General features: G+C 65.8%; 20 protein-coding genes. 16 read left to right on the top strand and 4 right to left on the bottom strand.

From position 1 onward, the window contains the following. Both VRZ08_RS20500 and VRZ08_RS20495 read right to left on the bottom strand, forming a co-directional pair. Entirely contained in the window at positions 1-816 is an 816-nt protein-coding gene (locus VRZ08_RS20500) for an ABC transporter permease (RefSeq protein ID WP_414533712.1), read from the bottom strand. Positions 817-862: 46 nt separating this feature from the next. Next, complete coding sequence (locus tag VRZ08_RS20495) at positions 863-1,870, bottom strand: ABC transporter substrate-binding protein (protein WP_414533711.1); 1,008 nt, start codon at positions 1,868-1,870, stop codon at positions 863-865. A 338-nt stretch (positions 1,871-2,208) separates the two neighbouring features. Between VRZ08_RS20495 and VRZ08_RS20490 the strand changes: the two genes are divergently transcribed. The 12 genes from VRZ08_RS20490 (at position 2,209) to atzF (ending at position 13,967) form a co-directional block, all read left to right on the top strand. Next, a complete protein-coding gene (locus tag VRZ08_RS20490) occupies positions 2,209-2,448 on the top strand; it encodes a hypothetical protein (protein ID WP_011157036.1) in 240 nt (79 codons plus the stop codon). A 254-nt stretch (positions 2,449-2,702) separates the two neighbouring features. Then, positions 2,703-3,167 (top strand): hypothetical protein, encoded by a 465-nt coding sequence (locus VRZ08_RS20485; protein ID WP_011157035.1) that lies wholly within the window; start codon positions 2,703-2,705, stop codon positions 3,165-3,167. 373 nt (positions 3,168-3,540) lie between these two features. Continuing rightward, positions 3,541-5,160 carry an ABC transporter substrate-binding protein gene (locus VRZ08_RS20480; RefSeq protein WP_414533710.1) on the top strand — a complete coding sequence of 540 codons (1,620 nt, stop codon included), beginning with the start codon at positions 3,541-3,543 and terminating at the stop codon, positions 5,158-5,160. Between the two features lie 171 nt (positions 5,161-5,331). After that, the gene (locus VRZ08_RS20475) at positions 5,332-6,345 is read left to right on the top strand and encodes an ABC transporter permease (protein ID WP_414533709.1); all 1,014 of its coding nucleotides are present in this window, start codon (positions 5,332-5,334) and stop codon (positions 6,343-6,345) included. Positions 6,346-6,355: 10 nt separating this feature from the next. Then, positions 6,356-7,267, top strand: coding sequence for an ABC transporter permease (locus tag VRZ08_RS20470; protein ID WP_414533708.1), 912 nt, complete (start codon positions 6,356-6,358; stop codon positions 7,265-7,267). 3 nt (positions 7,268-7,270) lie between these two features. Continuing rightward, complete coding sequence (locus VRZ08_RS20465; RefSeq protein WP_264054738.1) at positions 7,271-7,465, top strand: hypothetical protein; 195 nt, start codon at positions 7,271-7,273, stop codon at positions 7,463-7,465. After that, positions 7,462-9,285 (top strand): dipeptide ABC transporter ATP-binding protein, encoded by a 1,824-nt coding sequence (locus tag VRZ08_RS20460; RefSeq protein WP_414533707.1) that lies wholly within the window; start codon positions 7,462-7,464, stop codon positions 9,283-9,285. The genes VRZ08_RS20465 and VRZ08_RS20460 overlap by 4 nt, the downstream gene beginning before the upstream one ends. Positions 9,286-9,439: 154 nt before the next feature. Beyond that, complete coding sequence (locus VRZ08_RS20455) at positions 9,440-9,619, top strand: DUF4089 domain-containing protein (protein WP_107343499.1); 180 nt, start codon at positions 9,440-9,442, stop codon at positions 9,617-9,619. Between the two features lie 13 nt (positions 9,620-9,632). Then, positions 9,633-11,024 carry an AtzE family amidohydrolase gene (locus tag VRZ08_RS20450; protein WP_414533706.1) on the top strand — a complete coding sequence of 464 codons (1,392 nt, stop codon included), beginning with the start codon at positions 9,633-9,635 and terminating at the stop codon, positions 11,022-11,024. 2 nt (positions 11,025-11,026) lie between these two features. Beyond that, complete coding sequence (gene hpxZ / locus VRZ08_RS20445) at positions 11,027-11,422, top strand: oxalurate catabolism protein HpxZ (protein WP_107343497.1); 396 nt, start codon at positions 11,027-11,029, stop codon at positions 11,420-11,422. Beyond that, the gene (locus tag VRZ08_RS20440) at positions 11,419-12,165 is read left to right on the top strand and encodes a GntR family transcriptional regulator (RefSeq protein WP_414533705.1); all 747 of its coding nucleotides are present in this window, start codon (positions 11,419-11,421) and stop codon (positions 12,163-12,165) included. Before hpxZ ends, VRZ08_RS20440 begins: the two co-directional genes overlap by 4 nt. Next, positions 12,162-13,967 (top strand): allophanate hydrolase, encoded by a 1,806-nt coding sequence (gene atzF, locus VRZ08_RS20435; protein ID WP_346296807.1) that lies wholly within the window; start codon positions 12,162-12,164, stop codon positions 13,965-13,967. Before VRZ08_RS20440 ends, atzF begins: the two co-directional genes overlap by 4 nt. 13 nt (positions 13,968-13,980) lie before the next feature. Here atzF and VRZ08_RS20430 read toward each other — a convergent pair whose 3' ends face one another. Beyond that, positions 13,981-15,795 (bottom strand): chloride channel protein, encoded by a 1,815-nt coding sequence (locus VRZ08_RS20430; RefSeq protein ID WP_414533704.1) that lies wholly within the window; start codon positions 15,793-15,795, stop codon positions 13,981-13,983. Positions 15,796-16,041: 246 nt separating this feature from the next. On the opposite strand from VRZ08_RS20430, the gene VRZ08_RS20425 reads away from it, so the two are divergent. Next, positions 16,042-16,845: a gamma-glutamyl-gamma-aminobutyrate hydrolase family protein gene (locus VRZ08_RS20425; protein ID WP_414533703.1), complete on the top strand. Its 804-nt coding sequence runs from the start codon at positions 16,042-16,044 to the stop codon at positions 16,843-16,845. A 119-nt stretch (positions 16,846-16,964) separates the two neighbouring features. Here VRZ08_RS20425 and ilvD read toward each other — a convergent pair whose 3' ends face one another. Further along, the gene (ilvD, locus tag VRZ08_RS20420) at positions 16,965-18,824 is read right to left on the bottom strand and encodes a dihydroxy-acid dehydratase (protein ID WP_107343493.1); all 1,860 of its coding nucleotides are present in this window, start codon (positions 18,822-18,824) and stop codon (positions 16,965-16,967) included. 329 nt (positions 18,825-19,153) lie between these two features. Between ilvD and VRZ08_RS20415 the strand changes: the two genes are divergently transcribed. The 3 genes from VRZ08_RS20415 (at position 19,154) to VRZ08_RS20405 (ending at position 22,465) form a co-directional block, all read left to right on the top strand. Beyond that, entirely contained in the window at positions 19,154-20,362 is a 1,209-nt protein-coding gene (locus VRZ08_RS20415; RefSeq protein WP_414533702.1) for a GTP-binding protein, read from the top strand. A gap of 154 nt (positions 20,363-20,516) precedes the next feature. Then, a complete protein-coding gene (locus tag VRZ08_RS20410; protein WP_414533701.1) occupies positions 20,517-21,473 on the top strand; it encodes a DUF4424 domain-containing protein in 957 nt (318 codons plus the stop codon). Between the two features lie 119 nt (positions 21,474-21,592). Further along, the gene (locus VRZ08_RS20405) at positions 21,593-22,465 is read left to right on the top strand and encodes a formate/nitrite transporter family protein (RefSeq protein ID WP_414533700.1); all 873 of its coding nucleotides are present in this window, start codon (positions 21,593-21,595) and stop codon (positions 22,463-22,465) included. The last annotated feature ends 4 nt before the right edge of the window (positions 22,466-22,469 follow it).

The raw sequence follows: 22,469 nt of genomic DNA, 5'->3' as shown, positions 1-22,469 counted from the left end.
CTAGCCCGTCGCCGCCACGGTGCCGCCGGTCAACGACCGCGCCAGCGCCAGCATCGCCCAAGAAATCAGGCCGAGGCCGACCGACAACGACGCCGCGGTGGCGAAGTTCGCCGCCAGCGTGAACTCGGTGTAGATCAGCATCGGCAGCACATCGATATTGGTAGCGAGCGTAAAGGCGGTGCCGAACGCGCCCATCGCGGTCGCAAATGCGATCGCGCCGGAAGCAACAAAGGCCGGCACCAACGCCGGCAGCACCACGTCGCGCTGCACGGCCCACGGGCTGGCTCCGAGCGAGCGCGCCGCCTCTTCGAGCCCCGGATCGAGCTTTTGCACCGCCGCCATGATGGTGAGGATCACCCGCGGGATCGAGAAATACAGATAGCCGAGGAACAGCCCCCAGATCGAATAGGCGAACACCACCTTGGTGCCAGTGGCGAGCCGCGTCAGATCGCCGATCACGCCCTGCCGTCCGGCAAGCAGGATGATCAGAAAGCCGATCACCACGCCAGGGAATGCCAGCGGGAAGGTCAGCATCGCGATCAGCACGGAGCGGCCGGCAAACCGGTGCCGCTGCAGGAACAGCCCGGCGATGGTCGCGATGACCAGCGTCGCGACCGTGGTGGCGGCGGCGAGCAGCACGGTGTTGATCAGCGTCGCGCGGTAGCGCGGCTCCAGCAGGATCGCAAGATAACCGGCCGGCCCTTGCGGCCCCTCGGCGCCGACCACCACCAGCCGTGCCATCGGCAGCAGGAAGAACGCCGCGGTCAACACGACCAGCGGCGCCAGACAGATCAACAGGAAACGTCGGTGCTTCATGATTTGGAGTTGTCCCGGCCGTCGCTGGCCGGGACGAGGGACCGGCTCAGCGGACTTCGGCGAGGTAGCGATCGGTGAACGCCTTCTGCGCGGCTTCCATCTTGGCCCAGTCGACGTTCTTGGCGCGCGCGTAGTCGCTGTCCGGCAGGAACTTGGCCTTAACCTCGGGCGGCAGCGCGATCGGCCGCGCCGGGCGCAAGTATGCGTTGGTCCAAACCGCCTGCCCCTTGTCGGACAGTAGATAGTCCATCACCTTCTTGGCCTTTTCGGCGTCCGGCGCACCCTTCACCAGGCTGACCACATAGGGAAATACGACCGAACCTTCGCACGGGATCACGAAAGCGAAGTTGCCCTTTTCGCTGTACTTGGCGCGGTAGGCGTTGAAATCGTAGTCGAACAGGATGGGTATCTCGCCCGACACGACGCGGGCGTAAGAAGTCTGCTTCGGCACGATCGCATCATTGTCGTGCAGCTTCTTGAAGAATGACACCGCCGGCGAGAAATCCTGATCGCTGCCGCCGAGCGCGAGATTGACCGCGACCGCGCCGACATAGCCGACTGCCGCCGAGGGCGGATCGAGATAGCCGACCATGCCCTTATAGTCCGACTTCTCGAGATCCTTCCAGCACGCCGGAACCGGCTTGCCGCCGAGCGCATCGACGTTGACGAACAGGCCGAGCGTGCCTGAATGGATCGCGGTCCACTCGCCTTCGGGATCCTTCAGGCCGGCCGGGACTTCGTCCCACTTTGCCGGCTTGTACGGCTGGGTGACGCCCAGCGCCTTCGCCTTCATGCCGAAATTGACACCGAAGTAGCCGATGTCGGCGACCGGGTTGCTCTTCTCGGCGATCAGCTGAGACAGCGCCTGGCCGGAATTCTTGTTGTCGAACGGGATGTCGTAGCCCAGATCGGCTTTGACCTGCTTCAGCATCGTCGCCCAATCGGCCCACTGCGGCGGGCAGTTGTAGCAGATCACATCCGCAGCCTTCGCCGGCTGCAGCGAAGCAAATGCGGACAGCGCACATAGCGCGGTCATCAACCGGACCAGTTTCATCGGCTTCCTCATTTTCGACTGAACGCAGCCTCGGGCGGCACGGCCGCCGCTGCGTGCCCTCCCCTATCGATCGCCGATGACAGGTTTGCGACAGCGCCGGTAACAGGTGCCGCGAGCCGCAACCAGGAACTTTCGCTGCTGCAAATGATTGAGATGCGAACGACTGCGCCCGGCCTCCCGACGAGGGCTGATCGCGTCCGGGCCAGTCCGATCGCCGAACCTGCGCTGCGACCATCGGCGACCGCCCCGCCAGCCGCAGAGTTCGCGCACGAACCTTCACATGCCCTGCCCGCGCGCTGGCCACCGGCGAGCGGGCCCGACAGCAAAAGGAGCCGCTGATGCCGACGTCCGCCAAGAGCAATGCTTGTAGACCGTGGGACGACGAACAGGTCGAGCGGTTGAAGGAGCTGATTGCCAGCGGCGCATCGGCGGTGCGCGCGGCAGCCGCCCTGAAGCGCGCACGTTCATCGGTGCAGGTGAAGGCGCGCAAGCTCGGCATGCCATTCATGGCCAGCCGCGACGCCAAGCGCATCCGCAACGCCAAGATCGCCGAAGCCGAAAGCCGCCTCGCGCGCTGACGTTCTGCGGTAAGATCATCCTCGACAATCATCGCACGGTCGTCGGGTCGCGGCAGGCTGTCGCACCCGGCGATCATTTCTGGCGCAGAGCGCGCCATAACTAATTACCTTTGACCAAAGTGCTAATCGGATGAATAACTAACGCGCCAATTTTTTGCGGCGCCGCTGTGGAAAACAGCCCATAATGCACCGGCTAACGCCGCCATCGAATCAAATCTGAAAGGCGCCCGCCAAGCGGGTGAAAGGGTCACACAATGCAATACTGGATCATTGCATTCACGGCCGCGCTGGTCGTGGTCATCGGTTACGCCGCCGGTCCGGTCGGCGCGCTGGTCTCGCTGCTCGCTTTCGCGGGCTCGCTCTATCTGATGTGGGCGCGCAAGCTCGGCTTCGCCGGCGCGTGGACGCGGTTCGCGCTCGACCGGTTCTCGGCACCTTTCTGGAAGGGCGAGAACTGGGAACGCTTCAACGCCATGTTCCACGACGGTGAGAGCGTGGTGAAGGCCGGCACGGTCGCCACCGCGCTGATCGCGCTGTCGCTGATCCTGCCGCCGAGCCAGGTTGCGCTGATCGCCGCCGTGGTCGCCGCTTGGTACGCTTTCGAAGTGTATCGCAGCCACCGTCCGGTGGTTCGCCCGACCACCGCGATCGAAGCCAAGCCGGCCAATGACAGCGTGCTGTACACCCAGGTCCGCAACGAAAGCGCCAAGATCAACTGATCGCCTCTGGCGGATCGTTCGAGCCACTGACGACGCAGGCGGCGGGGATTTCCCCGCCGCTTTTGTTTTGGCCGCTCCCCCTCAGCGAGCATCGGACTAGTGCCGCGCAGCCGCCTTCGAAGGCCGATCTTCCGAAGGCGGCGCTAGTGCGGCGCGGCCCTCCCGCTCACCATCGGCCCACCGACCGGCACGTGCACATTGTTTGTGCAAATTCTGCGCATTGTATGCAATTGGGCGGAACGGAGGCGACCCTCCCAACCCCCATTCATAAAAATACAGCGACATTTCAGACGGTTATGCAGATTTAAGCGTCTGGCACGAAGCTTGCGAACCAGTTCCATCAGCTACTTCCTCGTTGCTTTTGGAGCCGCATATGAAGCGTCGTGATTTCCTCAAGTCCGCTACAGCCCTCGCCGCCGGCGCGATGGTGCCAGCACCGGCGATCTGGTCGGCCGCCAAGGCCGACGCCCGATCGGAAACTCTGCTGGTCGTCTCCGAAAGCGGTCCGAACAATCTCGACATCCACGGCGTCGGCACTAACGTGCCCGGCTACGAGGTGTCGTGGAATTGCTACGACCGGCTGATCACCCACGAAATGAAGGAAGGCCCCGGCGGCGTTCCCTACTACGACAAGGACAAGTTCAAGGGCGAGCTCGCCGACGACATGGTGATCGGCGACATGTCGGCGACCTTCAAGCTGAAGAAGAACGCCACCTTCCAGGACGGCACGCCGGTCACCGCCAAGGACGTGAAGTGGTCGCTCGATCGCTCGGTCAGCGTCGGCGGCTTCCCGACCTTCCAGATGAGCGCCGGCTCGCTGACCAAGCCCGAGCAGTTCGTGGTGGTCGACGACCACACGGTGCGGGTCGACTTCCTCAAGAAGGACCGGCTGACGATCCCGGATCTCGCAGTGATCGTGCCCTGCGTCGTCAACTCCGAGCTGGTGAAGAAGAACGCCACCGAGAAGGACCCGTGGGGTCTCGAATACACCAAGCAGAACACCGCCGGCTCTGGCGCCTATCGGGTGGTGAAGTGGACCGCCGGCACCGAAGTGATCATGGAGCGCAACGACAAGTGGGTCGGCGGCCCGCTGCCGAAGATCAAGCGCGTGATCTGGCGGATGGTGCCGCAGGCCGGCAACCGCCGCGCGCTGCTGGAGCGCGGCGACGCCGACATCTCCTACGAGCTGCCGAACCAGGACTTCGCCGAGATGAAGCGCGACGGCAAGGTCAACGTGGTGTCGCTGCCGATCAGCAACGGCATCCAGTATCTCGGCATGAACGTCACTCAGCCGCCGTTCAACAATCCGAAGGTGCGGGAGGCGGTGGCCTATGCGGTTCCGTATCAGAAGATCATCGACGCGGTGATGTTCGGCCTCGCCAACCCGATGTTCGGCGCGGCCGCCGATAAGCCGACCGAAGTGAAGTGGCCGCAGCCGACCAAGTACAACACCGACATGGCCAAGGCGAAGGCGCTAATGGCCGAGGCCGGCTATGCCAACGGTTTCGACACCACGCTGTCGTTCGACCTCGGCTTCGCCGGCGTCAACGAGCCGATGTGCATCCTGATCCAGGAGAGCCTGGCGCAGATCGGCATCCGCTGCACCATCAACAAGATCCCCGGCGCCAACTGGCGTACCGAGCTCAACAAGAAGGTGATGCCGCTCTACGTCAACATCTTCTCGGGCTGGCTCGATTATCCGGAGTACTTCTTCTACTGGTGCTATCACTCCGGCAAGTCGATCTTCAACACCATGGGCTACGACTCGCCCGAGATGGATAAGCTGATCGATAGCTCCCGCATCGCCGCCGCGATCGGCGACACCGCGACCTACGACCGCGACGTCAAGGGATTCGTCGACCTCGCCTTCACCGACATCCCGCGCGTTCCGCTGTACCAGCCCTACCTCAACGTCGCGATGCAGAAGAACGTCTCCGGCTTCGCCTACTGGTTCCACCGCCGTCTCGACTACCGGACGATGGTGAAGGGCTGAGCGTGACAACAACGCTCCTCTTCTCCCTCTCCCGCTTGCGGGAGAGGGCCGGGGTGAGGACGACGCAGGCACTGTGCCTGGGGACACCCACCCCGACCCCTCCCCGCAAGGGGGAGGGGAGCAGGCCCGCTGATACTTCAGCAATGACTATGTTCGTGAGGCTGTGATCCAATGCTCACCCTGATCGGCAAACGCCTGATGTTCGCGATCCCGAGCCTGATCGGCGTGGTGATCGTCACTTTTCTGCTGACCCGCGCGCTGCCGGGCGATCCGGCGGCGTATTTCGCCGGGCCCGCGGCCAGCAAAGAGGCGATCGAGCAGATCCGGCACAAGCTCGGCCTCGACAAATCGCTGCCCGAACAGTTCGTCCGCTACACTACGGATCTCGCCCGCGGGGATCTCGGCGAGTCGCTGACTACAGGCCAACCCGTCGTCACCGAACTGAGGAACCGCCTGCCCGCCTCCGCCGAACTGACGCTGCTCGGCCTCGCGCTGGCGATCGTGATCGCGATCCCGCTCGGCATCATGGCGGCGACGCGGCCGGGCTCGTGGATCGATCACCTCTGCCGCGTCACCACCACCGCCGGCGTCTCGCTGCCAGTGTTTTTCACCGGCCTGCTGCTGGTCTACGTGTTCTACTTCAAGCTCGGCTGGGCCCCGGCGCCGCTCGGCCGGCTCGACGTATTCTACAGCGCGCCCCCCAATGTGACCGGGTTCTATCTCATCGACAGCCTGATCGCGCGCGACTTCGAGACCTTCCGGTCGGCGCTGAGTCAGCTTCTGCTCCCCGCAGCAACCCTGGCGATCTTCTCGCTGGCACCGATCGCCCGCATGACCCGCGCCTCGATGCTGGCGGTGCTGGCCTCGGACTTCGTCCGCACCGCGCGCGCCAGCGGCCTGTCGCCGCGCAAGGTGACGATGACCTACGCATTCCGCAACGCGATGCTGCCGGTGATCACCACGCTGTCGATGGTGTTCTCGTTCCTGCTCGGCGCCAACGTGCTGGTCGAGAAGGTGTTCGCCTGGCCTGGCATCGGCTCCTACGCGGTCGAAGCGCTGATCGCGTCCGACTTCGCGCCGGTGCAGGGCTTCGTGCTCACCATGGCGGTGATGTACGTGCTGCTCAACCTGTTGATCGACATTCTCTACGGCGTGATCGACCCACGCGTGCGGCTGGAAGGCTAGGAGCATGACCATGACCAGCGTCGCCCCTCCGATCGGCAAAACCTCCGCCAGCGCCAAACCCGCGCGCCGCTCTGCACTGCGGGACACCATCGAGCACACCCGCTACGTGCTCGGTGACAACCGCGTCACCGCCTTCGCGTTCGGCCTGTTGGTGGTGATCGTGTTCGCCGCATTGTTCGGGCCGTACATCGTCCCCTACGATCCGCTCGCCAGCGACACCGCGCAGGCACTCAAAGCCCCGTCGGCCGCGCATTGGTTCGGCACCGATCAGCTCGGCCGCGACATCTTCAGCCGCGTCGTGGTCGCGACACGGCTCGATCTGTTCATCGCCGTCGCCTCGGTGGTGCTGGTGTTCCTGATGGGCGGTCTCGCCGGCGTCGCCGCCGGTTACTTCGGCGGCTGGACCGACCGCATCGTCGGCCGCGTCGCCGACACCATCATGGCGTTTCCGCTGTTCGTGCTGGCGATGGGGATTGTCGCTGCGCTCGGCAACACAGTGCAGAACATCATCATCGCCACCGCGATCGTGAACTTCCCGCTGTATGCCCGCGTCGCCCGTGCCGAGGCCAATGTTCGCCGCGAAGCCGGCTTCGTGATGGCGGCGCGGCTGTCCGGCAACAGCGAGATGCGCATTCTGCTGGCGCACATCCTGCCAAACATCATGCCGATCATGATCGTGCAGATGTCGCTGACGATGGGCTACGCCATCCTCAACGCCGCCGGCCTGTCGTTCATCGGCCTCGGCGTCCGTCCGCCGACCGCCGAGTGGGGCATCATGGTCGCGGAAGGTGCGTCGTTCATGGTCTCCGGCGAATGGTGGATCGCGCTGTTCCCCGGCCTCGCGCTGATGATCGCCGTGTTCTGCTTCAACCTGCTCGGCGACGGCCTGCGCGACATCTTCGACCCGCAGCGGAGGACGTGAGCCATGAACCTGTTGGCCGCTCACCTCGCCCCACAAGCCTCCGCCATGGCCGGACTCGACCCGGCCATCCATCCCGCTTCGCAAAAGCGTCGTTCGAAGACGATGGACCGCCGGGCCTCCGCCGCGCCGAAGGGGCTTCGGCCCCGCAGGCGGGTCAAGCCCGGCGGTGACAACTGGAATGTGGAGATGCCGCGATGACCACCCAGCCCCTGCTCGACGTCCGTGACCTCACGGTCGAATTCATCACCCGCCGCGGCATCGTCAAGGCGGTGCAGCATGTCGATATCAGCGTCGGCAAAGGCGAGACGCTGGCGATCGTCGGCGAGTCCGGGTCCGGCAAGTCGGTCACTTCCTACGCAGTGATGCGGATCCTCGACCGCGCCGGCCGGATCGCCGAAGGTTCGGTGATGTTCGGCGGCATGGATCTGAAGGCCGCCAGCGAGCACGAGATGCGTGACCTGCGCGGCCGCGAGATCTCGATGATCTTCCAGAACCCCCGCGCCGCGCTCAATCCGATCCGCAAGGTCGGCGATCAGATCGAAGACGTGCTGCGCCAGCACGTCCAATCAACCTCGACCGATCGCGGCGAGAAGGCAATCGCGGCGCTGGAGGCGGTGAAGATCGCGCGGCCGCGCGAGCGCTACCACGCCTATCCGTTCCAGCTTTCCGGCGGCATGTGTCAGCGCGTGGTGATCGCGCTGGCGCTCGCCTGCAATCCGCAGCTTCTGATCGCGGACGAGCCGACCACCGGCCTCGACGTCACCACTCAGAAGGCGGTGATGGACCTGATCGTCGAGCTGACCAAGAGCCGCGGGCTGTCGACGATCCTGATCACCCACGACCTCGGTCTAGCCGCCGCCTATTGCGACCGGGTCGTGGTGATGGAGAAAGGCCGCGTGGTCGAAACCGCCTCGGCGGCCGATATCTTCGCCAATCCGCAGCACCCCTACACCAAGAAACTGATGCGCGCGACGCCGCGGCTCGGGGTGAGTCTGCGGGAGCTGCTGACGGAGGGTGAAGGCGACGGGGCTCCGCGTGAAGGCGTCATCGCCGGGCTAGACCCGGCGATCCATCCCACTTCGGGAGAAGCTTCGTCGAAGACGATGGACCCCCGGGTCAAGCCCGGGGGTGACGATGAGGCGAGTGGCTCGCGCGAAGACGCAAACGCTTCGAAGACAGCTGCTCCCCTCCTCCTGGTCGAAAAGCTGGTGAAGGAATATCCGCGCCAGGGTGCGACTGCGACGATGAGCCGGCTGTTCTCGCGCGGACCGGCCCCCGAACCAGACGTGTTTCGCGCGGTCGACGGCATCAGCTTCCAGATCGGCCATGGCGAAAGCGTCGGACTGGTCGGCGAGTCCGGCTGCGGCAAGTCGACCACCTCGATGATGCTGATGCGGCTGCTCGATCAGACCTCGGGCCGCATCGTGTTCGACGGCGAGGAGATCGGCACCATCCTGCCGCAGCGGTTCGCCCGGCTGCCGCTGCGCAAGTCGATCCAGATGGTGTTTCAGGATCCGACCGACAGCCTCAACCCGCGCTTCACCGCGGCGCGCGCGATTGCCGATCCGATCCTGCAACTCGGCGAGATCAAAGGCCGCGATGCGGTGCGCGCCCGCTGCGAGGAACTGGCCGAGCAGGTCGGCCTGCCGCTCGATCTGCTCGATCGGTTTCCACATCAGCTGTCCGGCGGCCAGAAGGCGCGCGTCGGCATCGCGCGTGCCATCGCGCTGCGGCCCAAGCTGGTGATCCTCGACGAGCCGACTGCTGCGCTCGACGTCTCGGTGCAGGCGGTGGTGCTGAACCTGCTGCAGGACCTGAAGCAGACTCTCGGGATGAGCTACCTGTTCGTATCGCACGACCTCAACGTGGTGCGGCTGCTGTGCGACCGCGTCGTCGTGATGCGCGCCGGACGGATCGTCGAGCAGGGAACGTCCGAGCAGGTGCTCGGCAGCCCGAAGCACGGCTACACCCGCGAACTCCTCACCGCGATCCCGCATCCGCCACTGCCGGTGACGTGATGACGCGATGCGCAATTTTCCATGGTCATTCCGGGGCGCGCACAGCGCGAACCCGGAATCCCAAGATGATCAAAAAGAGATTCCGGGTTCGCTCGCTCACGCGAGCGCCCCGGAATGACGACCTGAACTATAGCGCTCGTGAAAGGTACTGACTTTGAACGATCCCCTCGACTCCTACATCGACGCCGTTGCTGCTGCGCTTGGGCTGCCGATCGATCCGGCGTGGAAGCCGGCCGTGCGGGCCAATCTCGAGGTCTCGCTGAAGCTGGCGCGGATGGTCGATGAATTTCCGCTTCCCGACGAGACCGAACCTGCGAGCGTGTTCCGTGCCTGAGATCGATCCCGTAATGTCCACTGACTGGATGACCGCCGCCGAGATCGCCGCAGCCGTAGCGAACCGGAGCACCACTGCGCTCGCCGCCACCGAGGCCGCACTCAGCCGTATTACCAAGGCCGATCCGACCCTCAACGCTTTCACCGATGTCGTCGCCGAGCGGGCCCGCGCACGCGCCCGCGACATTGATGCCGCAATCGCGCGCGGCGAAAGCGTCGGCCCGCTCGCTGGCGTGCCGTTCGCGGTGAAGAACCTGTTCGATGTCGCCGGCCTCGCCACCCGCGCCGGCTCCAAGATCAACCGCGACCGCAGCCCGGCCGCCAGCGACGCGCCGCTGATCAAGCGGCTGGAAGCGGCAGGCGCGGTACTGATCGGCGCGCTCAACATGGGCGAATACGCCTACGACTTCACCGGCGAGAACATCCACGACGGCCCGTCGCGCAATCCGCACGATCCGACCCGGATGACCGGCGGCTCCTCCGGCGGATCGGGCGCGGCGGTGGCCGGCGGCGAGGTGCCACTGGCGCTCGGCTCGGATACCAACGGCTCGATCCGCGTGCCCTCCTCGCTGTGCGGCATCTTCGGACTCAAGCCGACCTATGGGCGGTTGCCGCGCACCGGCTCGTTCCCGTTCGTGGCGAGCTTCGATCACCTTGGCCCGCTGGCACGCAGCGTCGCCGATCTGGCGCTGGCTTACGACGCGATGCAGGGGCCGGACGACGGCGACGCCCCCTGCACCACGCGGGCACCGGAGCCGGTCTCCGGCCTGCTCGCGGGGGGCATCGACGGCCTGCGGATCGCAAAGGCCGGTGGTTACTTCGAGACCAATCTGTTTCCGGAAGCGCAGGAAGCCGTTGGCCGTGTGGTCAAGGCGCTTGGTATCACCCGCTCGGTCGAACTGCCGGAAGCCGCCCGCGCCCGCGCCGCGGCCTACGTGATCAGCACGACCGAAGGCGCCTCGCTGCATCTCGACCGGCTGCGGCAGCAGCCGAATGATTTCGATCCCGCGGTGCGCGACCGGCTGCTCGCCGGCGCGATGGTGCCGGCGCCGCTGGTCGACCGCGCGCAGAAATTCCGGCGCTGGTACCGCGCCCGCGTGCTCGAATTGTTCGAGCAGGTCGACGTCATCATCGCTCCAGCAACGCCTTGCGTGGCGCCCAAGCTCGGACAGGTCACCTTCACGCTCGACGGAGTCGAACTGCCGGTGCGTGCCAACGTCGGCATCCACACTCAACCGATCTCGTTCATCGGCCTGCCGGTGGTAGCCGCCCCAATCCCGCTCGAGCCGCTGCCGATCGGGGTGCAGATCATCGCCGCGCCGTGGCGCGAGGACATCGCGCTGCGCGTCGCCGCAGCGCTGGAGCGCGCCGGCGTCGCCCGCGCGCCGCGACCGAAGGATTTCTGACCATGGATATCGATCTGCCCGACGTTGTCGCCGAAGTCGGCGATGCCTTCGCCCGCTACGAGGCCGCACTCGTCGGCAACGACGTCGCCACGCTCAACGAGCTGTTTCACGACGATCCGCGCACGCTGCGCTATGGCGGCGGCGAAAACCTCTATGGCTACGACGAGATTAAAGCGTTCCGCGGCGCTCGCTCGCCGGTCGGACTGATGCGCACCACCGCGCGGACGATTATCACGGCTTATGGCCGTGACACCGCGGTCGCATCGACCTTGTTCTACCGCGACAACGCGCCCGGCAAGGTCGGACGTCAGATGCAGACCTGGGTACGGTTTGCCGAAGGCTGGCGCATCGTCGCGGCTCATGTCAGCATGATCGACGAACCGCGGGCGTCGCCATGAGCTTCGATGATGCGCAGGCTTCACGCCGAACCAGGCCGCCTCTCGCGCCGCCGGGAGTAATCAATCCGGACGCGCGGATCGTGCGGTCCGCTCCCCCTCCAATCAAGATCACCCGCGCCGAGGAGCTGCGGCGCCAACTTGCCGACGAGATCGTGCGCGGCACGCTACGACCCGGCGCGGCGCTCGACGAAACCGACATCGCGCAACGCTTCAAGGTCTCTCGCACGCCGGTGCGCGAGGCGCTAGGCCAGCTCGTCGCCAGCGGCCTCGTCGAGTCGCGGCCGCATCACGGCGCGGTAGTGGCGCAGCCGTCGTTCGAACGGCTGACCGGCATGTTCGAAGCGATGTCCGAACTCGAAGCAATGTGCGCGAGCTTTGCAGCCGAGCGGATGACGCCGCTGGAGCGCCGGACGCTGGAGACCATTCACGAGGAACTGCGAATGCTCAGCTCGCAGGGCAATCCGGAACGCTTCCACGACGTCAACGAGCACTTCCACAACGCGATCTATGCCGGCGCGCATAACGACTACATCGCCGAGATCACCCTGGCGACGCGGGTGCGGGTGCAACCGTTCCGCCGCGCCCAATTCCGCAATCTCGGCCGGCTGGCGAAATCCCACGCAGAGCACGATCGCGTGGTGATCGCGATCCTGCGCGGCGACCGCGACGGTGCTGCCAAGGCCATGCGCCATCACATCGATCTGGTGCGCGACGAATACGAAATCTACGCGGTGTCGGTATGAGCAAGTTTGAAACGATCAGTGAAATCGTCGCCGCGCATCGCGCCGGCACCACTACCCCGGCGCAGACGATCGCACGCTGCTATCAGCGCATCCGTGCCTATGCGGACCCGGCGCTGTTCATCGCCCTGCGGGAAGAGGCGGACGCGATCGCCGAAGCGGTTGCGCTGGCGGCGCGCGATCCATCGCTGCCGCTGTACGGCGTGCCGGTCGCGGTGAAGGACAATATCGACGTCGCCGGCCTGCCGACCACCGCCGCCTGCCCGGCATTTGCGTATCAGCCAGCCCGCGACGCCACCGCGGTCGCCAAGCTGCGCGCCGCCGGTGCGATCGTGATCGGCAAGACCAATCTCGATCAGTTCGCCACCGGCCTGGTCGGTGTGCGGTCGCCCTATGGCGTGCCGCGCAACGCGATGCGCAGCGATCTCGTGCCCGGCGGATCGAGCTCCGGTTCGGCCGTCGCGGTCGGTGCCGGTCTGGTGCCGCTGTCGCTCGGTACCGATACGGCGGGCTCCGGCCGAGTGCCGGCGATGCTCAACAACATCGTCGGGCTGAAGCCGAGCCTCGGAATGATCTCGACCACGGGTGTCGTGCCGGCCTGCCGCACGCTCGACTGCGTCTCGGTGTTCGCGTTGACTACCGATGACGCGATCACCGCCCTGCGGGTGATGACGGCGCCGGACGCTGAAGATCCGTTCTCGCGCGAGCGGCCGGTGGCGGCAGTGACGGCGATGCCGCCGCGGGTCCGACTCGGCATACCGCAGAAAGGCCAGTTGCAGTTCTTCGGCGATGACCTCGCGGCAGGGGGATACGAGGAGGCGCTGGAGCGCTGGCGGCGGCTCGGCGCGGAGCTGATTGAGATCGACGTCGAGCCGCTCTACGAGACGGCCCGGCTGCTCTACGAAGGGCCATGGGTGGCTGAGCGCTATCTGACCATTCGGGAGCTGCTCGAAACCCAGCCGGACGCGGTGCATCCGGTGACACGGCAGATCACGCTCGCCGGCGCCAAGCTGTCAGCCGCCGACACCTTCGCGGCGCTCTACCGGCTGCAGGCACTGCGCAAGATCACCGAGCGCAGCTTCGCCGGCATCGACGCGCTGGTGCTGCCGACCGCGCCAACCGCCTACACAGTCGACCAGGTGCTGGCCGATCCGATCACGCTGAACAGCCGGCTCGGCACCTACACCAATTTCGTCAATTTGCTCGACCTCTGCGGCCTCGCGCTGCCGGCGTCGATCCGCAGCGACGGCATTCCGTTCGGCATCACCCTGCTGGCGCCTGCCGGGCGCGATGCCGAACTTGCCAGTCTCGGCCGTGTCTTCCATGCAGACACCGCGCTGCCGATCGGCGCCAGCAGCCACTCCCAGCCACCGCTAGCCAAAGTCACAGGTGGTGATGCGCCCGAGGAGATCGCAATCGCGGTGGTCGGAGCGCATCTGTCCGGCATGCCGCTGAACCGGGAACTGACCGCACTCGGCGGCCGGCTGCTGTCGGCCACCGCCACGGCACCGGACTACAAACTCTATGCGCTGAAAGGCACCGTGCCGCCGAAGCCTGGCCTGCTGCGCGTGGCGCCCGGTGGTGGTTCTGCGATCGCTGTGGAAGTGTGGGCGCTGTCGCCGGGCGCATTTGGCGCGTTCGTTGCGGCAATCCCATCGCCGCTGTCGATCGGCACGCTGACGCTCGCCGACGGCACCGCGGTGAAGGGCTTCCTCACCGAGCCGGCGGCGATCGAAGGCGCCCGCGATATCTCGCATTTCGGTGGCTGGCGCGCCTACATGGCGGATCTGGCGGCGACCGGCTGAACGGTCTCCGCCATCAGCGGAAGAACACTTCCTGATTACGGCGCTCGAGCTCGGTCGAATAGGTCCGCAGCACGTGCGCCTCGCTGACGGTGCCGATCGCGCGGCGATCCTCGGCGTTGTCGATCACCACCAGCACGTCGGCCTCGGTGCGATCGAACGCTGCGAGAATGTCGCGAACCGTCACTTGCGGTAGCAGGAACTGATCGCGCTGCTGCGCCAGGGTCTCCAGCAACGCCTCTCCCGGATCGGCAACGCCGTGCAGTTCGGCCGAGTTGACGATGCCGGTGTAGCTGCCGTCGACGTGCCGCAACACGATCTGCTTGACGCGGCCGGGCGGGAACAGCTTCTGCGCCTCGACGATCGGCAGGTCGGCCGGCGCGGTCGGGAAATCCGTCCGCATCAGCGTGGCGGCGCTGATCTGCTTGACCCAGCCGATGTCCTGTGGCCCGCGGATGGTCTCGCCGCGCAGATGGAAGCGCCAGGTGGCGAAGCTGTAGCCGAACAGCTCGCGCACGATCAGCGCGCTCATCGACGCCGCCACCACCGCGCCGATCGTCACCCAGAAGTCGCCGGTCAGTTCGAGCGCCAGACAGATCATGCTGAACGGCGCGCCGATCACGCCGGTGCCGAGCGCCACCATGCCGGCCACCGCAGCCGTGCCGGGCTGCAGCGCGATGTCCGGGAAGTACGGCGTGAGCACCGTGCTGTAGAGTTGGCCAATCAGCGAGCCGAGCATCAGCGAGGCGAAGAACAGGCCACCGCGGAAGCCGGCGCCGAGCGAAATCGCCGACGCCAGCGTCTTCAGGATCAGTGTCGTCAACAGCATCAGCCAGGTCGGGTTGGTGATCAGCAACAGCTGCATCGCGCCATGGCCCGAGCCGAGCACGGTCGGGCTGAGTAGCGCCAGCCCGCTGAGCAGCAGTGCGCCGATCACCAGCCGCAGCGCGCCGCGCCAGATGCTGATGCGCTGAAACACCCGCTCCGAGAACGCCACCGCCAGCATCACCAGGATGCTGAAGAATGCGCACAGCACGCCGAGCAACATGGTCTGGCCGATCATCTCGACCGAGGCCGGCGTCGGCACGCCGGGGATCTGCAGGAACGACGGGTGCACCAGATTGCGCATCACCAGCCACGACGACACCGCGCTGGCGATCACCGGCACCAGGCTCGCCGACGTATAGGCCCCGAGCACGACCTCGAAAGCGAAGAACGCACCGGCGAGCGGCGCGGTGAACGCCGCACTGATCGCGCCGGCGGCGCCGCAAGCCACCAGCAGCCGCATGTCGGCGCGCCGGGCGGCGAGCCGCTGGCCGATCTGCGAGCTGAACGCGGCGCAGATCTGAGTGTAGCCCGCTTCCAGGCCGACCGAAGCGCCACAGCCATTCGACAGCAGCGTTTGCAGCGAGATCAGCAGGCTGCCGCGCATCGACACCCGTCCGCCATACAGCGCGTTGGCTTCGATCGCGTCGGCGAGCCGGCCCTTGAACCGGCCAGCGTAAAACAGGCCGATGAGGGTCAAGATAATGGCGCCGCCGAGCGGCACCAACAGGGTGCGCTGCCAGGAGATCACGCCGTTGGCGCTGAGCCGTGTATCGAATGGGATATTGAACAGCACCGCATGCGCGAATTCGCTCAGGCGCCAGATGATCGCCACTAACAGGCCCGACAACAGCCCGATTACCACCGCGACCAACACCAGACCGATTTCCCGGTTGCGCACGAAATTGCGCACCACGGCAGGCAGTCGCCACGGAGCGGACGCCGCCGGCGCCGCGGAGGTGGGGCCTGCAACAGCGGGCGTATCCGGGCGCGAGACCACGCTCATCGGGCGGCCCTGCCGGCAAGGACGGTCATCGACATGAAGCGAGGCACATGGCTGCGGGCGATCCTCGGGAAAATACAAGCCCGTGCCGGCTCGGACGCCGCACGAACTCGGCTGATTGGCGCCAGCTTCTACCGGCTGATCAGACGGATCGCCAGTGCAGAGCTGGCAACCAATTAAGGCAGCATCGTCGGGCTCGATTTTCGTCGTTTTGGCTGTATGGTCCGAGGGTTGTCTGGGAGGAACAGGATGACTGGCAGAGCGGTGGTCGGCGTGATCGGCAACGCCCATCTCGTCGATAATCGGTTTGCCGTCCAGCATGTGGGCGAGCGCAACCTGCGCGCGGTGGCCGAGGTGGCCGGTGCGCTGCCGCTGATGTTCGGCGGCTCGTCCGAGTTCGCCCAGATCGAGGACCTGCTCGCGGTGGTCGACGGCATCCTGCTGACCGGCGGCCGGGCCAATGTGCATCCGACCTACTTCAAGACCGAGCCCAATCCCCGCCACGAGCCCTACGACCAGCCGCGCGACGAGCTGGCGCTGGCGCTGGTGCGCACCTGTGTCGAGCGCGGGGTGCCGCTGTTCGGGATCTGCCGCGGCTTTCAAGAGATGAACGTCGCCTATGGCGGCTCGCTGCATCCGGAGATCCGCGAGCTGCCGGGACGGATGAACCACCGGATGCCGCGGCTGGAGAACGGCGAGATCCATCCCGATCCGACCGTGGTGTTCGCCGATCGCCACGACGTGCAGCTCACGTCAGGCGGCGTGTTCGCGCGGCTGTTCGGCCGCGATCTGATCCGGGTGAATTCGCTGCACGGCCAGGGCATTCTCCAGCCCGGCCCGCGCATTGTGATCGAAGGCGTCGCCGAAGACGGCACCATCGAGGCGATCCGCATCGCCGAGGCGCCGGGCTTCGCACTCGGCGTGCAGTGGCACGCCGAATATGATCCGCAGGTCAATCCGATCAACCGCGCGCTGTTTCTCGCCTTCGGCGAAGCGGTCGCCGCGTATCGTACGGCGCGGCAGCGGCCCGCAGTGCTGCGGCGGTCAGGCTGAGGCACAGCACCATTGCTACATGCAATGCGTCCGTGCCCTGAAGATATCGTTGCCTTGAGAGCGGTCGCGGGCAGTTCTGCGTTCATCAACACAGAACTGCCCAGCCGTAAGTCAGCCGCTTAGTTCGACTTACCGAACCGGCGCTTCACATCGCGCACCGCGCCGTTGGCGGCGCTGGTGGTCAGCATCGCGTAGGCCTGCAGCGCCGCCGAGACGTTGCGCTTGCGGTCCTTCGGCGTCCACGCTGCTTCGCCGCGCGCGCGCTCTTCCTCGCCGCGCTTGGCGAGTTCGGCCTCGGAGACGTCGAGGCTGATGGTGCGGTTCGGGATGTCGATCGAGATCCGGTCGCCGTCGCGCACCAGACCGATCAGGCCGCCTTCCGCCGCTTCCGGCGAGACGTGGCCGATCGAAAGGCCCGAGGTGCCGCCGGAGAACCGGCCGTCGGTGATCAGCGCACAGGCTTTGCCGAGGCCCTTCGACTTCAAGTAGCTGGTCGGATACAGCATCTCCTGCATGCCCGGACCACCGCGCGGACCTTCGTAGCGGATCACCACGACGTCGCCGGCGACGATCTTATTGGTCAGGATCGCCGACACCGCGTCGTCCTGGCTCTCGAACACCTTCACCGGGCCGGAGAAGGTCAGGATCGAGGCGTCGACGCCGGCGGTCTTCACGATGCAGCCGTCCTGCGCGATGTTGCCGTACAGCACGGCGAGACCGCCGTCCTTGCTGAACGCATGCGCGGCGTCGCGGATCACGCCCTTCTCACGGTCGAGATCGAGCTCGTCGTAGCGACGGTCCTGGCTGAACGCGGTCTGCGACGGCACGCCGCCCGGGGCCGCTCGGAAGAAGGTGCGGACGCTCTCGCTGTTGCTCTGGCGGATGTCCCACCGCGCCAGGGCTGCGCCGAGCGTTTCGGAATGCACGGTGCCGCAGGAGGTATCGAGCAGGCCGGCACGATCGAGCTCACCGAGGATCGCCATGATGCCGCCGGCGCGATGCACGTCTTCCATGTGCACGTCCGACACCGACGGCGCGATCTTGCTGAGGCACGGCACCCGGCGCGACAGCCGGTCGATATCCTTCATCGAGAAATCGAGTTCGGCCTCGCGCGCGGCAGCGAGCAGATGCAGCACGGTGTTGGTCGAGCCGCCCATCGCGATGTCGAGCGTCATCGCGTTCTCGAACGCCTTGAAGTTCGCGATATTGCGCGGCAGCACCGAAGCGTCGTCGCGCTCGTAGTAACGCCGCGCCAGATCGACGATGGTGTGGCCGGCCTCGACGAACAGCCGCTTGCGGTCGGCGTGGGTGGCGAGCACCGAGCCGTTGCCGGGCAGCGACAGGCCGAGCGCTTCGGTGAGGCAGTTCATCGAGTTGGCGGTGAACATGCCCGAGCACGAGCCGCAGGTCGGGCACGCCGAGCGCTCCATGGTCTGCACGTCTTCGTCGCTCATCGCGCTGTCGGCGGCCGCCACCATCGCGTCGATCAGATCGACCGCGTGGGTCTTGCCCTTCAGCACCACCTTGCCGGCTTCCATCGGACCACCGGAGACGAACACCGCCGGAATGTTCAGCCGCATCGCCGCCATCAGCATGCCGGGCGTGATCTTGTCACAGTTGGAGATGCACACCATCGCGTCGGCGCAATGCGCATTGACCATGTACTCGACGCTGTCAGCGATCAATTCCCGCGACGGCAGCGAATACAGCATGCCGTCGTGGCCCATCGCGATGCCGTCGTCGACCGCGATGGTGTTGAACTCCTTGGCGACGCCGCCGGCCGCTTCGATCTCACGCGCGACGAGCTGGCCGAGGTCCTTGAGATGGACGTGGCCGGGCACGAACTGGGTGAACGAATTGACCACCGCGATGATCGGCTTGCCGAAATCGGAATCCTTCATACCGGTGGCGCGCCACAGGCCGCGCGCGCCGGCCATATTGCGGCCGTGGGTCGTCGTTCTCGAGCGATAAGCAGGCATTGAACTGTTCCGTGAAAATGTCCGTCGCCGGAAAGGCGCGCCGGCGGCCGAAAACAGGCTTCAGTGAGAGGCGCGCCGAAGCAAAGCGACCATCAACAAGCCTTACTGCAGAACCAACGGCCTCTCAATGGTCGCCGGGGCGCGCAGCCCAATGCGAGCGGCACGAAAGCGACGCCGATCGCAGGCTAGCTTCAAGCCGCCACCGCCTGCGCACGATCAATTGAACGGCGTCCGTCCAAGCCGAACCGCGGCCGCTTGCCGCCCCATATGTAATGTTATAACGTTGCATTCACAACCCTACAGTACCTGCAACGAAGGCTTTCCTCGTCATGGATCACCCCCTGCTCCCGGTCACCGTGCTGTCCGGCTTTCTCGGTGCCGGCAAAACCACCCTGCTCAACCGGATGCTGGCCAATCGCGAGGGGCGACGGCTGGCGGTGATCGTCAACGACATGAGCGAGGTGAACATCGACGCCGAGCTGGTGCGGCAGGATGGCGGGCTGACGCGATCGGAGGAAACGCTGGTCGAGATGACCAACGGCTGCATCTGCTGCACACTGCGCGAGGACCTTCTGCAGGAAGTGCGCAAGCTCGCCGAAAGCGGCCGGTTCGACGGTCTGGTGATCGAATCAACAGGGATCGCCGAGCCGCTGCCGATCGCCGCGACGTTCGAATTCCGCGACGAGAACGGCGCCAGCCTGTCGGACATCGCGCGGCTGGACACGATGGTGACGGTGGTCGATACCGCAAGCCTATTGGCGAACTACTCCAGCCAGGAATTCCTGCGCGACCGCGGCGAAGTCGCCGGCGCGGACGACGAGCGCACGCTGGTCGACCTGCTGGTCGAGCAGATCGAATTCGCCGACGTCATCGTGCTCAACAAGGTCTCTGCGACCTCACCGAGCCGGCGCGAAACTGCGCGATCGATTGTGCGGGCGCTGAACTCGGATGCCAAGATCATTGAGGCCGATTTCGGCGAGGTGCCGCTGTCGTCGGTGCTGCATACCGGGCTGTTCGATTTCGAGCGCGCGCATCAGCATCCGCTATGGTTCAAGGAGCTGAACGGCTTCGCCGACCACGTGCCGGAGACCGAGGAATACGGTATCCGCTCGGTCGTTTACCGCGCGCGGCGGCCGTTTCATCCGCTGCGGTTTCAGTCGTTCTGCAACCGGAGCTGGCCTGGCGTGATCCGCGCCAAGGGCTTCTTCTGGCTGGCGACACGACCGCAGCATGTCGGCGAAATCGCACAAGCCGGCGCGATGGTGCGGACTTCCAAGCGTGGGTTGTGGTGGTCGGCGGTGCCGAAGACGCATTGGCCGGACAGCAACGACTGGCACGAGGCGATGAAGCCGTACTTCGATCCGGTGTGGGGCGACCGCCGCCAGGAAATCGTGTTCATCGGCACTGCCGAGATGGACGAGACAGCGCTGCGTCGCCAGCTCGATCTGTGTCTCGTCGGCGAGGATGCGGAGTTCACGCCGGATGCGTGGCGGCAGTTGCCCGATCCGTTTCCGAGTTGGGCGCCGGCACAGAACTGATGACGAACCTCCCGTCACGCCAAGCTTGATCCGGTCGTGCGCTCTGGCACATTTGGATCAAGCGCCGCGATGCGTTCGCGGCAAAGCCTCGGCGTTGGGGGATACCGTGCATCGAACAATCGCTCCGTCCGCAGCAGCCGTTGTGGCTGCGCTGATGACGTACTGCCCGCCAGTGCGAGCCAATGATACCACCGCAGCCCTGACGACCGGCGGGCTCGAATTCCGCACCAATGCCGATATCGAGATGCTGTCGGAGGATCTGTCGATTTCGCGTGAGCGGATCGACGTGCGCTACCGCTTCCTCAATCGTTCCGGTACCGATCAGTACGTCACTGTAGCGTTTCCGATGCCGGAGATCGACTATTCGGACGCCAACAACATCGAAGTGCCGAACAACGAAGCCGACAACTTCCTGAACTTCCACACCAAGGTCGATGGCCGAGACGTTGCGGCTCAGCTCGAACAGAAGGCGCTGGTCGGCAAGACCGACGTCACCGCCCGGCTGCAAGCACTCGGCGTGCCGCTGCAGCCGCGAGCGAAAGCGACGCAGACCGCACTCGAAGCGCTGCCGGCGCAGGCGCAGCAGCAACTGCTCAAGGACGAGATCGTACGGCCCGACGATTTCGACGCCGGCAAAGGCATGGAACATCACCTCGCCCCGAACTGGCGGCTGCGGGCGACCTATTGCTGGGATCAGACCTTCCCGGCCGGCCGCGAGCTGGTGGTCGAGCACAGCTACACCCCGAGCGTAGGCGGCAGCGTGCAGACCGGCATCACGGGCCCATATGCGACGGCAGAGGAGCGCGCCAACTACACGCGCAAGTTCTGCGCCGAGCCTTCGTTCGTCCAGGCGGTCGCAGCGATGACGCGCAAGAACGGCAACCAGCCGCTGCCGGAGCAGCGCGTCTCCTATGTCCTGACCACCGGCGCCAATTGGGCCAAGCCAATCGGCGATTTCCATCTAACGATCGACAAAGGCAAGCCGAACTCGCTGGTCAGCTTCTGCGAGACCGGCGTGGTCAAAACCGGCCCCACCCGGTTTGAAGTGCGCAAGACCAGCTTCAAGCCGAGCCGCGACCTCGACATTCTGATCATCGACGCCCCGCAATAGCGGCCGCGAACCTCCCACTGCTGATCGGCTGGAACTTCCATCCGGCGCCGTACTTGACCCGCGGTTTCCGCAAAGGCGGCGAGCGATCCGGCTTGCGCCTTTGCGGCCAAGGACCGTCGATGGCGTCAGCGCAGCACCACCCAGCCTCCACCTCGTCGCACCGGGCCGACGATCCGCAGGACAATCACGCGGCGATCACCGAGCGCGAGGTCGAGGACGTCGAGTCGCGATCGAGCCCGCGCACGCCGGTGATCTACGAGATCGTCCGCCGCCTCGGCGAGGAGGAAATGACGCGGCCGGTGGTGTCGCTGTGGTGGTCGGGGCTCGCCGCCGGCCTGTCGATCAGCTTCTCGCTGCTCGCGCAGGCAGTGCTGCAACAGCATCTCGAGCCGACCGGCTGGCGGCCGCTGGTCACCAGCTTCGGCTATTCGATCGGCTTTCTGATGGTGGTGCTGGCACGTCAGCAGCTGTTCACCGAGAACACCATCACGGTGGTGCTGCCGGTGATGGCGAACTGGTCGCTGCGTAATTTCGGCTGCGCAGCCCGGCTATGGGCCGTGGTGCTGCTGGCGAATTTCGCCGGCACGCTATTCGCCGCAGCATTCTGCAGCTTCACGCCGGCGATTACGCCGGAGCTGAAGCACGAGATGCTGGAGATCAGCCGCCACGTCGTCGAATACGGCTGGTTCGCCGCGATGATGAAGGCGATCGCCGCCGGCTTCCTGATCGCCGCGATGGTGTGGCTGCTGCCGAGCGCGGAAGGCAGTCAGGTCTGGATCATCGTGGTGATGACCTGGTTGATCTCGGCCGGCGGCTTCATGCACATCGTCGCCGGCAGCATGGAGGCGTTCATGCTGATGCTGGACGGCTCGGTCAGCATCGCCCAGGTGTTCGGCGGATTCGGCGTACCGGTGCTGATCGGCAACGTCATCGGCGGCACCGCGCTGTTCGCGTTGCTGACCTATGCGCAGGTGATGAAGGAGATGGAGTGAGCGG

It is taken from the genome of Rhodopseudomonas sp. G2_2311, from assembly GCF_047501505.1.
In the GTDB taxonomy this organism is placed as follows: Bacteria; Pseudomonadota; Alphaproteobacteria; order Rhizobiales; family Xanthobacteraceae; genus Rhodopseudomonas; species Rhodopseudomonas palustris_H.
The sequence above is the reverse complement of the archived record's forward strand: the minus strand, read 5'-3'. Positions and strand labels throughout refer to the sequence as shown.